We start from the raw sequence: 12,685 nt of genomic DNA on the forward strand, positions 1-12,685 counted from the left end.
CGCCAGGAGGGCTGGGGGCCGGGCCGTGCGATACGGTCCGCGCGGCTGCGGGCTCGTCCTGCATCGTGACGACTCCGACTGCTTTCGCAGGGCTCCGGAGCACCGGATCTGAGACGCTGGCAATCAGTGATCGACAAGAGCGACATGAGCGATGTGAGTCGTATGGACTGTGCTTCCCGGCATGCCGCCGAATCCCGGGATGCCGACCCCCGGCGTGCTGCCGCCGTCGAGGCCGCGCTCGCCGCGCTGGACCTGCCGACGAAGGTGGCGCTGCTCGGGGGCGCGGACATGTGGTCGGTCGGCCCGGTCGGGGCCGGGTCGGCGACGGGTTTCGGCAGGCTCGTCCTCTCGGACGGTCCGGCCGGGGTGCGCGGCGAGAACTGGACGCCCGAGGATCCCAGCATCGCGCTGCCGTCACCCACCGCGATCGGCGCCACCTGGGACACCGAGGCGGCCCGCGCCGTCGGGCTGCTGCTCGCCCAGGAGGCCCGCCGCAAGGGCGCCCACGCGGTGCTGGCCCCCACCGTCAATCTGCACCGCACGCCCTACGCCGGGCGGCACTTCGAGGCGTACTCCGAGGACTCGCAGCTGACCGGCGTGCTGGGCGCCGCACTCGTCGCAGGCCTCCAGCAGGGCGGCGTCGCCGCGACCCCCAAGCACTACGTGGCCAACGACGCGGAGACCGACCGTTTCTCCGTCGATGTACGCGCCGACGGCCGCACCCTGCGCGAGCTGTATCTCGAACCCTTCGAGCGCATTGTGCGCACCGCCCGGCCCTGGCTCCTGATGGCGGCGTACAACAGCGTCAACGGCGTGACGATGAGCGAGCACGACGTGCTCAACAACGGGGTGCTGCGCGGCGAGTGGGCCTTCGACGGGGCGCTGGTCTCCGACTGGACCGGCGCCCGCTCCACCCTCGGCTGCGTACGCGGCGGCCTCGACCTGGCCATGCCGGGCCCGGACACCGTCTACGGCGAACATCTGGTCGCGGCCGTCCGCGAGGGCCGGGTGGCCGAGGAGACGGTGGATGTGCTCGCCCGCCGGGTGCTGCTGCTCGCCGCCCGCGTCGGCATCCTGGACGGTGCGCCGCCCGCCGTCCCCGGCTCCGCGCTGCCCACACCGCTCGACGGCGCCGCCACCGTACGCGACCTGGCAGCGCGCTCCTTCGTCCTGCTGCGCAACGAGTACGCGGGAGGTGCTGTGCTCCCGCTCGGAACGGGCGGCTCCGCGGAGTCTCCCGACGGTGCCGTGCGCCGGATCGCCGTCAGCGGACTGCATGCCTCCGCACCCCGGTTCGGCGGCGGAGGCAGCTCGCAGGTCTTCCCCGAACAGGTCAGCACCCCGCTGGACGCGTTGCGCGCAGCGGTTCCGGCCGGCACCGAGGTGACCTACGAGCCGGGGCCCGACCCCCGCTCGCGGCTGGCCCCGGCATCGGACGCGGACGGCTTCCGGCTGACCGCCGTCCTGCACGGCCTGGACGATGCCGAGCTCGCCCGCGCGGAGCAGCGCGACGGCAGCGTGCGGTGGATGGGCAGCCTGCCCGGCGGGGTCTCCTTCGCCGACCTGGGCCGCGTCGAGCTGGTCGGCGAGTTCACACCACGCGAGAGCGGCACCCACCGGCTCGCGGTGCGCGGCGTGGGCCACTTCAGGCTGGAGGCGGGGAACCGGGTGCTGTACGACGCGGAGCTCCAGGCCGAGAGCGAGGACCCGGCCGCCGCTTTCCTCCACCCGCCGCAGCGGACGTTCATGCTGGACGCGGAGGCGGGACAAGCCCCGCTACCCGTCCGCCTGCTGCACTCCGTCCCCGCCCATGGCGTGGGCGGCCTGTCCGGGCTGGTCTCCTTCGAACTCGGCTACGGCGCGCCCGCCGTGTCCGAGCAGGAGCTGATCGAGCGGGCGGCGCGTACGGCGGCCGAGGCGGACTGCGCGGTGGTGTTCGTCGGCACCACGGACGAGACCGAGAGCGAGGGCGTCGACCGCGAAACCCTCGCCCTGCCGGGCAGCCAGGACGAACTGGTGGCGCGCGTCGCGCAGGCCAACCCCCGCACCGTGGTGGTGGTCAACGCGGGCGCCCCCGTACTGATGCCGTGGCGCGAGGACGTGGCGGCCGTACTGCTGTGCTGGTTCCCGGGCCAGGCGGGCGGCGAAGCCCTCGCCGACGTGCTGCTGGGTGCCGTCGAGCCGGGCGGACGGTTGCCGACGACCTGGCCGGACGCGGAGGACGATTTGCCCGTACGCCAGGTCGTGCCGGGCAGCGACGGCCAGCTGCCGTACTCCGAAGGCCCGTACATCGGCTACCGCGCCTGGAAGCACGCGGCAGGGCCCGAGCCCGCCTACTGGTTCGGGCACGGGCTGGGCTACACCCGGTGGGAGTACGAGTTCCTGAACATCACCGCGCTGGAGGCCGCCGCCGACGGCGATCCGTACCGGTCGGTCGCCCGGACCACCGTCCGCGTCCGCAACATCGGCCCCCGCGCAGGCCGCGAGGTCGTCCAGCTGTACCTCGGTCCCGAGGGCCCGGACCGCAGGCTGGCGTCCTTCGCCGTGGTCGAGGCCCCGGCAGGCGGCGCGGTCGAAGCACACCTCCAGGTCCCGCTGCGCGTCGTCCAGACCTGGGACGACACCCATCTGACCTGGCACCCGTGCCCGGGCCCGCAGCACTTCGCCGTCGGTCGCAGCGCGGCCGACATCCGGCTGACGGCCGAACTGGAGCTGAAGCTCCCGGCCTAGGGCTCGTCCGCGGATCTTGCGTACCCGGCAACGGGGGCTGCGCTTGCCCACCCTGCTCCCCCAAACTCTTCGAGCAGGGGGTGCCCCCAGGGCGCAGACTGCCCAAGCACAGCGCAGGGGGACCGGACCGCGCCCCGTCAGGGGCGCGGGGAACTGCGCGCCCAGCCATGGGGGTACCTCCCTGCTCGAAGAGCTTGGGGGAATCCGCAGCCTGCGAGCATCGGGCAGGGGCAGCCCCTCCCCAGAACAGGGGAGAGGGATCAGCCGGACATGGGGGGTTGCAGGGATTGCGGAGGCCCCCGGGCGGGCGAAGCGGCGATGGCCTGGCCTCAGCGCCGCACCGAGGCGCGGAAGGCGCCCGGGGCCGTACCGGCGCGCTGATGGAAGAACTTGGCGAAGTTGGTGGCGTCGGCGAAGCCGAGGGCGGCGGCGATCCGCGCCGCGGAGCGGTCGGTGTGGGCCAGCAGGCGCTTGGCCTCCAGAACGACGCGGCGGTCCACGAACTCCTTGGCGCCCAGCCCGACCGCGGCGCGGGTGGCCCGGGACAGGGTGCGGGGCGAGTAGCCGAGGGCTTGCGCGTAGTCGGCGACACGGCGGGTACGGGCGAAGTCCTGCTCGACGGCGGCGCGGAACCGGCGGAAGGTCTCCGAGGGGGTGGCCGCGTCCGCCGCCCGGCCGTCCGGCTCCACCAGCCGGACCAGCCGCAGCAGCAGGACCGCCAGCAGATGCCGCAGCACCTCCGTGTGGGCACCCTGCGCGGGCGGGCGGCGTTCCGCGGCGAACTCGAAGCGCAGGTGATCCAGGGCGATCCGGACCGCGCGGGCGTACTCGTCGTACGGGTGCCGGGCCACCGCGCCCGACGCCTCGTCCAGACCCACGGCCGCCGCCGTCGCCGGGTCGGGGAAGGTGGGCTGGAAGAGGATCAGCGTGCCCTCGGCGTCGTCCAGGTCGTCGTACTGCTGCACCTGCCCGGGGCGGACCCACAGCCATCCGCCGGACGGGGTGGTGTGCTCGGTGAAGTCGACGGACTGGCGCAGCGTTCCCGACTCCACGGCGAAGAGCTGGTGGAAGCCGGGGCGCTGCGGGTCGGCCAGCCGCTGGCCGGTGCGCGCCGCGCGGTCGCGCAGCTCGGACAGCGTCATCACCTCCAGCCCCGTGGTCGCGACGCCCGGTGGCGGGGCGTACGGGAGCTCGGGGATCGCGGCGGACGCGGATGCGGTGGAGTGTCCGGTTCTCACCATGGCTGGTCGTGACCTTACCTCGCGGGGTGGTCGCTGCCCGGTTAGCTTCGAGGTGTCGGCCTCCCGCAGGGAGAACCCGGTGCGAACAGTGGCGGAAATATGCCACCCGTTCGGCGCTCCCCCCACCCTCGTCCGCACAGCGCAACAGGAGTACCACCATGGCGAACATCGCCGTCTTCGGGGCCAACGGCAACATCGGCAGCAGGATCGTCCGCGAGGCGCTGGACCGTGGCCACCAGGTCGTCGCCGTCGTCCGCGACCCCAGCAAGTTCGTCGCCTCCAGGGAGGCCGTCACGGTCCTGACCGGCGATGTGCTCTCGCCCGAGTCCGTCGCGGCCGTCGGCGGGAACGCGGACGTCGTGGTCAGCGCGGTCGGCGGCAAGAACGGCCCCGGTCATCTGGCCACCATCAGGCCCGCCGCCGAGTCGCTGGTCACCGGGCTGCGTTCGCTCGGTGCCGGAGCGCCGTCGCTGGTGTTCGTCGGCGGCGCCGGGTCGCTGCGCAAGCCCGACGGCTCCCGGGTGTGGGACACCGAGGGACTGCCCGACACGATCCTCCAGATCATGCACGCGCACGGCGAGGCCCTCGACTACCTGCGCGGCGTCCAGGACCTCCGCTGGACCAACATCAGCCCCGCCGCAACCATCGAACCCGGTGCTCGCACCGGCACCTACCGCATCGGCAAGGACGACCTCGTGGTGGACGAGAACGGCGAGAGCCACATCTCCATGGAGGACTACGCCGTCGCCGTCCTCGACGAGATCGAGAACCCGAGGCACGTACGCGAACGCTTCACCGTCGCCGACTGAGCCCTTCGGGAGGGGCTGCCCCTCTCACGGCAACCGCCGGTCCAACGCAGCCCTTCCCTCCGCCGCAATGCGCTCGCGGGCCCACTGGAGGTTCGCCTCCGACAGATCGCGGCCGGTGGCGAGGACGAGGTCCTCGGGGGTGGGCTCGCTGTCGGGAGCGGCGTGCAGGATGTGGTCCGGCGTCGTTCCCTCGTAGCGCTGGCGGAATCTGGCGATCCGGCCTTCGGAGTCCACGACTCGCGCCTTTCCGGTGTGGAACGGGTGGCTTTCGGAGGAGATCTCCACGTCGACGAGGGGGTATATATGCCCGTCGTCCCACTCGATCGTGGTGTCGCTGGTGGCCGTCGAACGCGTCAGAAACGCGAAACCGGCCGCCCGGTCACGGAAGACCACCTCGTGGTAGTCGGGGTGAGTATCAGACTTCACAAGTCGCTCCTTCCCCCGCGTACAGGGCGCCCCATCCAGGTTACGTCCGCACTCCCGGCGCGGCATCCTGCCTGGTGGCCCGGCCTCCCGGCGGGCTCCGAGGTGCGGAGTACGGGGACCGGAGAGATGCTGGAGGGTGCGGTCGTCGTCCCCTTCCGGAACGAGGTACGGATGCGCACCAACGACCTGACCAACGAGGTCCTCGCCAAGCTGCGGAAGCCGCGCCCCTACCCCGCGGTCACCCTGGTGCTCCCCACCCACCGCACCAAGCCGGACAAGCTGCAGGACCCGGTGCGGCTGCGCAATCTCATCGCCGAGACCGGTCGGCGGCTCGCCGAGGACCCGCAGGTCCCGGCGGCGGTGCGGGCCGATGTGATCAAGCAGCTGGAGCAGGCCGAGAACGAGCTGGACCTGACGTACGCGCTCGACACGCTGGTCGTCTTCGCCGCTCAGGGCGAGCACCAGTTCTGGCATCTGACCCGGCGTGCCGACACCGAACGCATCGTCATCAACGACACCTTCCTCACCCGCAACCTCGTCGCGGCCCGGGCCCAGAACCGCCCGTACTGGGTGCTCACCTTCGACGAGGAGAAGGCCAGGCTGTGGAGCGGGATGGGCGAGCAGCTCACCGAGGAGCACCGCTACGGCTTCCCCCTCGAACACGAGCCCATCGTCTCCGAACGTGAGCGCGCTTCCCGCACCGGCGACTTCACCACCGGCTACCGCGACGAGGCGGAGCTGCAGCATCTGCGGGACGTGGATGCCGGCCTTTCCAAGGTGCTGGAGACCGAGCCCAGGCCGCTGCTGGTGGCCGGGCTCCAGCACGGGCTGACGGCGCTGGCCGACGTGGGTGCGCACGCGGCCCGCAACGCGCTGGCCACCGTGCCCAGGGGCGGGCTGGCCAACGCGCGGGCCTCGGTGGTGCACGACGCCATCGCCCCCGCGCGCGCCGAGCTGTTGCAGGGCCGGGCCGACGAGGCGCTCCGCCGGCTCGGCGACGCGATCGGCCGCAAGGAGTTCGTCGCGGGGATCGACGAGGTGTGGCGGGCGGCCCAGGAGGGCCGGCTGGCGCTGCTGGTCGTCGAGGAACCGTACCGGCAGAAGGTGCGGCTGACCGGCGGTCACCTCTCGCCCGCCGCCGACGACGCGGTGAGCGACGAGTCGGGCGAGGTGCGCGACGACATCGTGGACGAGACGGTGGAGTCGGCGCTGTCCACCGAGGCCGAGGTGGTCTTCGTGGCCGACGGTGCGCTGGCCGAGCACGGCAGGATCGCGGGCGTGGTCCGCTACACCTGGGCCGGGTAGGGGCCGCCGGGAGCGGTGGCAGTGCTCTTTCAGGATCGCGGCTGTGACCTCGCACAGCGCTGAACACGACAACGAGCCCGGGAGCGGCGTGCTGTGGTACGCGGCGGCAACCTTCGTCTTCGCCGTCGGCATGGCGGGCACCACTCTGCCGACCCCGCTCTACGGCCTCTACCGGCAGGAGCTCGGCTTCGGCGAACTGATGGTGACGATCGTCTTCGCCGTCTACGCCGTCGGCGTGATCGCCTCGCTGCTGGTCGCCGGTGACTTCTCCGACAAACTGGGGCGCCGGCCCGTGCTGTTCGCGGCACTCGTCCTCTCGGCGGCCAGCGCCGGGTGCTTCCTGCTGGAGGGCGGGCTGCCGTTGCTGTTCTCCGGACGGCTGCTGTCCGGGTTCGCCGCCGGGCTGTTCAGCGGCGCGGCGACCGCGGCCGTCCTCGAACTGGCGCCCAGCGGCAGCCGGGGCTTCGCCGCGACCGCCGCGAACATGGGAGGGCTCGGCTGCGGACCGCTGCTGGCGGGCCTCCTCGCGCAGTACGCGCCACGCCCGCTCACCCTGCCCTTCGTCACCCATCTGGCGCTGCTGGCCATCGGGTTCGTGCTGACCCTGGCGCTGCCCGAGACCGTACGTACGCGCAGCCCCCGGCCCCGGCTGCGGCCACGCGGGATGGAAGTGCCGCGCGAGGTGCGGCCGGTGTTCGTCCCCGCCGGGCTGGCCTGCTTCACCGGCTTCGCCGTCTTCGGTCTGTTCACCGCGGTCTCGCCGGGCTTCATGACCGGAACCCTGCACATCAGCAATCTGGCGACATCCGGCGCTGTCGTCTTCTCCGTCTTCTGCGCCTCGCTGCTCGGGCAGTCGCTGACGGGCCGGATCGGCGCCCCGATGGCGCTGCCGCTCGGCTGCCTGGGGCTGGTCGTCGGCATGGCGCAGGTGGGGCTGTCGCTGGTGTTCGGCTCGCTGGTGCTGCTGGTGACGGGGGCGGTCACCGGGGGAGTCGGGCAGGGGCTCGCGTTCCGTTCGGCCATGGGGACGGTCAGCGCCCGGGCACCCGAGGAGCACCGGGGCGGCACCATCTCGGCGCTGTTCGTCGTCGCCTATCTGGGCATCTCGCTGCCGGTGGTGGGGGTGGGTGCCCTCAGCACCGGGCTCGGGCTGCGCGACGCGGGGCTGGTCTTCGCCGCCTGTGTCGTGGTGCTCGCGTCCGGCGTCGGTGCCTGGTTGTGGCGGACCAGAAAGGCGGAGGCGGCGGCGCTCGCCACGAGCGGCTGAGGCTGTTCCCCGCTGCACCGGAAGGCCGCGTCAACTCCCTTGCTCCCGGCGGCCGAACACCCCCTTGTCCCCGTCCGGCGGGCGCGTGTAGCGTCCCGCCACGTCAGGACATCCCATGTCCTACGTGTGATCCTTTCCGGCGGCCGAAGGGCGCTCCGCGATGGCGAAACTGACGAGACACGACGGCAAGACGCTCTTCGCCGCCTGGCTCGGCTACCTCATGGACGGCTTCGACTTCGTCCTGATCACCCTGGTGCTGACGGAAGTTGCCGACGCCTTCGACCTGTCGACCGTCACAGCGGCGACGCTCGTCTCCGCCGCCTTCATCTCCCGCTGGTTCGGCGGGCTGGCCATCGGCGCGGTGGGGGACAGGTACGGCCGCAAACCCGCGATGATTCTCAGCATCGTGCTGTACTCCGTCGGTTCGCTGGCCTGTGGGCTCTCCTGGGGCTACTGGTCGATGTTCGCCGCGCGGCTGTTGCTCGGCCTCGGCATGGCGGGGGAGTACTCCGCGAGCGCCACCTATGTCATCGAGAGCTGGCCCGTCGCCGCCCGCAACCGCGCGAGCGCGCTGCTCATTTCCGGGTACGCGGTCGGGGCCATCATCGCGGGGCAGGTCTACCGCTTCGTGGTGCCCGCCTGGGGCTGGCGGGCGATGTTCTTCCTCGGTGTCGTCCCCATCGCGCTGGCCCTGTGGATGCGGCGCGGGCTGAAGGAGTCCCACGACTGGGAGCAGGCCCGTGCCACGGCCGCCGGGTCGGCGGAGGCGGTGGAGGCGGCGAACGGGCCGGGAACGCGGCGGGACTTCGTCACCATCCTCTACCGCGGCCGTCGCGCCCCGCTGAACCACGCCCTCACCGTTGCCGTCGGACTCGGTCTGTTCCTGCTGTTCACCGAGCGCGCCGGGGGTTTCGCCTGGCCGCTCGCCCTGCTCGCCGCCGTCGGATTCGTGCTGTTCGCCGCGCAGTTCGCCCGGGGACGTACGCCGATGATGGTGATGCTGATGGTCACTGTCTTCTGCGCTTTCCTGTACTCCTGGCCCATCCAGGCGCTGCTGCCCACCTACCTCAAGAAGGACCTGGACTTCTCCCCGGGAACCGTCAGCGACATGCTGTTCTTCGCCGGGTTCGGGAACGTGGCCGGCTGTGTGCTGGTGGGATTCCTCGGCGATCGATGGGGCACCCGACGCACTTATGTGGCCTCGCTGTGCGTGTCGATGCTCTTCGTGCTGCCGGTCTTCGCCATGGACCGCGGCCAGACGGTGTGGCTCGCGCTGCTGCTGTTCTTCCAGCAGATGTTCGCGCAGGGCATCTCCGGCCTGCTGCCGAAGCTGATCGGCGGCTACTTCGATACCACGGAGCGCGCGGCCGGGCTCGGCTTCACCTACAACGTCGGCTCGCTCGGCGGTGCGGTGGCGCCCGTGCTGGGCGCCTCGCTGGCGGGCGGACACAGCCTCGGTCCCTCCCTCGCCTGGCTGACGTTCTCCCTCACCCTGGTGGTGATCGTGTTGATCGCGGTCGACGCACCGCTGCGGGTGCAGAAGTTGTTTCGGGCGGACGTCTTGGTTGCGGCCGTCGATTCGCCTCCCCCAGCCTCCGGCCGGGCGGTGCCCCCAGACCCTCGCCGTCGTGGTTCTCGCCGTGACGGCGGGAAGAATATGCCGAATGCGATTGATTCGCAGTGAGGAGCCACTGACCCGATGCCTGCCCAGCCCTCGCCCGGACCCGGCACTCCGGACCGTGCAGCCCTCAGCGGTGTGATTCCGCCGCTGTGTACGCCGTTGACCGCAGACCGGGAGCTGGATGTGGGCTCGCTGGAGCGGTTGTGCGGGTTCCTGCTGGACGCCGGGGTCGACGGGCTGTTCGTCAACGGGTCGACCGGCGAACTCGCCTACCACACGGACGAGACGAGACTGGCGGCGCTGCGCGTCGTACGGCGGGTGGCCGGCGGCTCCGTTCCCGTACTGGCGGGGGCTGTCGACATGACCACCAACCGGGTCATCGCACAGGCGCGCGCCGCGCGGGACGCGGGCGCGGACGCCGTCGTGGCCACCGTGCCCTTCTACTCGCCCACCCATCCGGGCGAGATGGCCGACCACTTCCGCGCCGTGCGGGACGCCGTCGAACTGCCGCTGTGGGCCTACGACATCCCCGGCAACGTTCAGCGCAAACTGCCGACGCAGGTCGCGGCCGAGCTCGCCGCCGACGGGGTGCTCGCCGGCCTCAAGGACAGCAGCGGCGACCTCGACGAGCTGCGCACTCTCCTCGAACTCACCGACGCCAACGGCGCACGCGGCAACGGTTTTTCGGTGCTCACCGGCTCCGAGACGATGGCCGACACGGGCCTCGCGCTGGGCGCCGACGGCATCGTGCCCGGCCTCGGCAACGTCGACCCGCATGGCTATCTCGCCCTCCACCGGGCGGCGCGGCGCGGTGACACCAAGGACGTCGTGGCGGAACAGGCCCGGCTGCGGCGCCTGTTCGGGCTGACCCGGGTGGGCGATCCCGCCCGGATCGGCAACTACTCGGCGGCCATCGGCGCCTTCAAGGAGGCCCTGCGCCGGCGCGGCGTCATCGCCACGGCCACCACCCCGTTGCCCATGCGCCCCCTCACCGACGAGGACCGCACCGAAGTGGCCCGCCACCTCGCGGAGGCGGGCCTGGGGCGGGTGTGAATCCCGCGCCCCGAAGGGGCGCGGGGAACGGCGCGCTCAGCCACGAGGTACCCGCAGCCCGCACGCGCCGGGCAGGGGCACCCCCTTGCCGGCGCAACGGCGGGGCGGAGCCCTATTGCGCCGCGTATCCGCCGTCCGCAAGGTGGTAGCTGCCCTGGATGAAGGAGGCGCGGTCCGAGAGGAGGAAGGCCGTCAGCTCCGCCACCTCCTCCGCCGTGCCGAGGCGACCCTGCGGATGCAGGGAGACCAGACGCTCGCGCATCGGGTTGTCCGTCTCCCGCAGCAGTGGTGTGTCGATGAAGCCCGGGCCGACGGCGTTGATCCGTACGCCCTTGTCGGCGTATTCGAGCGCAGCCGTCTTGGTGAGGCCGATGATGCCGTGCTTGGCGGCCGACTCGGCGGGGCTGCCCGCGAAGCCGTTGGTGCCCAGGACGGAGGACATGTTGACGATCGCGCCCCGGCCGGCCGCGGACATCACGGGCAGCTGGTACCGCAGCCCGTAGAAGACGCCGCTGAGGTTGGTGGCGATGATCCGGTCCCAGGCGGTGATCTCATACTGGCCGGTCGGTATCGAAGGACCGTACACGCCCGCGTTGTTCACCGCCAGATCGAGCGAGCCGAAGGTCTCGGTGGTGAACCGCACGGCTTCGCGTACCGAGTCCGGCTCGGTGACGTCGACGACCAGCGCCTCGGCGCGCGCCCCCGCGGTCTCCAGCTCGCCCGCCGCCAGCTGGGCGCCGTCCTCGTCGTAGTCCGCGACGAGGACCGAGGCGCCCGCCTGCGCGAGCCGACGGGCCACGGCCAGCCCGATACCGGAGGCGGCGCCGGTGACCAGCGCGGCCATGCCCTCGAACTCGCCGCCCATCCGTTCGACCTCCCGCTCACTGTCCGCTCCCGGCCACCCTCCACCCCGGCACCCCGGGCCGCACCGCCACCACCGGCATCCGGGTGAGCACCCCGCGGGCCCCTCGATGGCCTGCGGGGCCGGGCGCCGGGCGGCCCATGGGAGTGAGCCGTGCGCCGTACGGAGGGTTCCGGGTTGCGGGTTGGCCGTGGTACGCGTGACATGGCGGTGACGGCACCGCCGCCGCCCCTCCGTCCGCCCGCACTGAAGGACCCCGCATGACACCTCTGCAACTGGTCTCCCGCCCGCTTCTCGGCGTGTTCTTCGTCAATGCGGGAGTGGGAACGCTGAGCAATCCCGAGCCCCCGGCCGGGATGGCGGCGCCCTTCCTGGACAAGCTGCGGGAGAAGGTCCCGCTGCCGGGCGACGATGTGACGCTCGTACGGGTGAACGCCGCCGTACAGGTGGTGGCCGGTGCGCTGCTCACCACGGGGCGCATCCCGCGGACCGCCGCGCTGGCGCTGGCCGCCTCACTGCTGCCCACCACCGTGGCCGGGCACCCGTTCTGGGAGGAGGAGGACCCCGGGCAGCGCGCCGCCCAGCGGATCCACTTCGGCAAGAACACCGCCATCATGGGCGGCCTGCTGGCTGTCATCAGCGACGCGAACCACCAGGCGGTGGCCCATGCGATGCGGACCCGCGCCAAGAAGCACAAGGCGGGGCACTGCCCGCTGCATCCCCGGCACACCGCTCACGGCCGCAAGCCGGGCGGGGCCCGGATCTCGTCCCTCAAGCCGGGCGGTGGGCATCGGTCCCGCTCCAAGTAGCGCACATGCGCTCTCAGAGGCTCAGGAACCCTTCAAGGTGTACTTGCAGCCCTGCGAGCTCTTACCACCGGCGTTCTCGTTCACCTTCTTGCCGTCGACCTTGAGAACGCACGGGGGGAAGACGAACTTGCCGCTGGCCCCCTTCACGGCCTGCGGGGTGACGTACAGCTGTACGCCGGCCTTCAACTCGGCACCTTTGAGCGTGACTGTGGTCGTCTTCTTCCAGGGCAGCGTGGCCGTCTCGAAGTGGCTGGAGCCCGCTGCCCAGCCGATCTGCGAGGAGCCGGTGCCCTGCACCTCGAGGGTCACCTCGTGGGTCTCTGGCGGTCCGGCCTTCTTCTTCGACTTCGCGGCCGAGGCCGGCTTGTCGCCACCGCCCTTTCCGTCCCCCGAACTACCGCAGCCGGTCAGCAGAACACCAGCCATGACCAAGGCCACTCCCGAGACTGTCCTGCGCACCTTCTTCTCCTCCGCGTCGACGGCCAAGCACGTGCCCCGATCCGACCGGTGAGCCTAGTGGGGCCGGAGGTGATCGGTGGGCAAAACGAGCGCGGAGTGTGAT

Annotated in this window: 10 protein-coding genes and 1 pseudogene; 7 read left to right on the forward strand and 4 right to left on the reverse strand. The window is 72.0% G+C overall.

The genetic code is table 11. The features are described from left to right. Positions 1 to 162: 162 nt before the first annotated feature. Complete coding sequence (locus tag ACTWQF_RS07370) at positions 163 to 2,730, forward strand: glycoside hydrolase family 3 C-terminal domain-containing protein (RefSeq protein WP_443278489.1); 2,568 nt, start codon at positions 163 to 165, stop codon at positions 2,728 to 2,730. A gap of 329 nt (positions 2,731 to 3,059) precedes the next feature. On the opposite strand, the gene ACTWQF_RS07375 is transcribed toward ACTWQF_RS07370, so the two are convergent. After that, on the reverse strand, positions 3,060 to 3,971 hold the full coding sequence (locus ACTWQF_RS07375) for a helix-turn-helix domain-containing protein (RefSeq protein ID WP_443278245.1): 912 nt from the start codon (positions 3,969 to 3,971) through the stop codon (positions 3,060 to 3,062). 158 nt (positions 3,972 to 4,129) lie between these two features. Between ACTWQF_RS07375 and ACTWQF_RS07380 the strand changes: the two genes are divergently transcribed. Further along, positions 4,130 to 4,780 carry an NAD(P)-dependent oxidoreductase gene (locus tag ACTWQF_RS07380; RefSeq protein ID WP_443278247.1) on the forward strand — a complete coding sequence of 217 codons (651 nt, stop codon included), beginning with the start codon at positions 4,130 to 4,132 and terminating at the stop codon, positions 4,778 to 4,780. Positions 4,781 to 4,960: 180 nt separating this feature from the next. Here the strand turns inward: ACTWQF_RS07380 and ACTWQF_RS07385 are convergent. Then, positions 4,961 to 5,206 (reverse strand): annotated as a pseudogene (locus ACTWQF_RS07385) (type B 50S ribosomal protein L31); the annotation flags it as partial. 126 nt (positions 5,207 to 5,332) lie between these two features. Here ACTWQF_RS07385 and ACTWQF_RS07390 point away from each other — a divergent pair. The 4 genes from ACTWQF_RS07390 to ACTWQF_RS07405 all read left to right on the forward strand — a co-directional run bounded on the left by ACTWQF_RS07390 (position 5,333) and on the right by ACTWQF_RS07405 (position 10,452). Then, positions 5,333 to 6,511 (forward strand): baeRF3 domain-containing protein, encoded by a 1,179-nt coding sequence (locus ACTWQF_RS07390; protein ID WP_443278249.1) that lies wholly within the window; start codon positions 5,333 to 5,335, stop codon positions 6,509 to 6,511. Between the two features lie 43 nt (positions 6,512 to 6,554). Continuing rightward, the gene (locus ACTWQF_RS07395) at positions 6,555 to 7,778 is read left to right on the forward strand and encodes an MFS transporter (protein ID WP_443278251.1); all 1,224 of its coding nucleotides are present in this window, start codon (positions 6,555 to 6,557) and stop codon (positions 7,776 to 7,778) included. 160 nt (positions 7,779 to 7,938) lie between these two features. Then, a complete protein-coding gene (locus ACTWQF_RS07400) occupies positions 7,939 to 9,462 on the forward strand; it encodes a sialate:H+ symport family MFS transporter (RefSeq protein WP_443278253.1) in 1,524 nt (507 codons plus the stop codon). A 15-nt stretch (positions 9,463 to 9,477) separates the two neighbouring features. Further along, complete coding sequence (locus tag ACTWQF_RS07405; RefSeq protein ID WP_443278255.1) at positions 9,478 to 10,452, forward strand: dihydrodipicolinate synthase family protein; 975 nt, start codon at positions 9,478 to 9,480, stop codon at positions 10,450 to 10,452. Positions 10,453 to 10,564: 112 nt separating this feature from the next. Here ACTWQF_RS07405 and ACTWQF_RS07410 read toward each other — a convergent pair whose 3' ends face one another. Then, positions 10,565 to 11,317, reverse strand: a complete 753-nt coding sequence (locus tag ACTWQF_RS07410; protein WP_443278257.1) for an SDR family NAD(P)-dependent oxidoreductase — start codon at positions 11,315 to 11,317, stop codon at positions 10,565 to 10,567. Between the two features lie 257 nt (positions 11,318 to 11,574). Between ACTWQF_RS07410 and ACTWQF_RS07415 the strand changes: the two genes are divergently transcribed. After that, positions 11,575 to 12,123, forward strand: coding sequence for a DoxX family protein (locus ACTWQF_RS07415; RefSeq protein WP_443278259.1), 549 nt, complete (start codon positions 11,575 to 11,577; stop codon positions 12,121 to 12,123). Positions 12,124 to 12,144: 21 nt separating this feature from the next. Here the strand turns inward: ACTWQF_RS07415 and ACTWQF_RS07420 are convergent, their stop codons facing one another. Further along, complete coding sequence (locus tag ACTWQF_RS07420; RefSeq protein WP_443278261.1) at positions 12,145 to 12,549, reverse strand: hypothetical protein; 405 nt, start codon at positions 12,547 to 12,549, stop codon at positions 12,145 to 12,147. Positions 12,550 to 12,685 lie beyond the last annotated feature (136 nt).

It is taken from the genome of Streptomyces sp. 8N114, from assembly GCF_052245835.1.
Classification (GTDB): Bacteria; Actinomycetota; Actinomycetes; order Streptomycetales; family Streptomycetaceae; genus Streptomyces.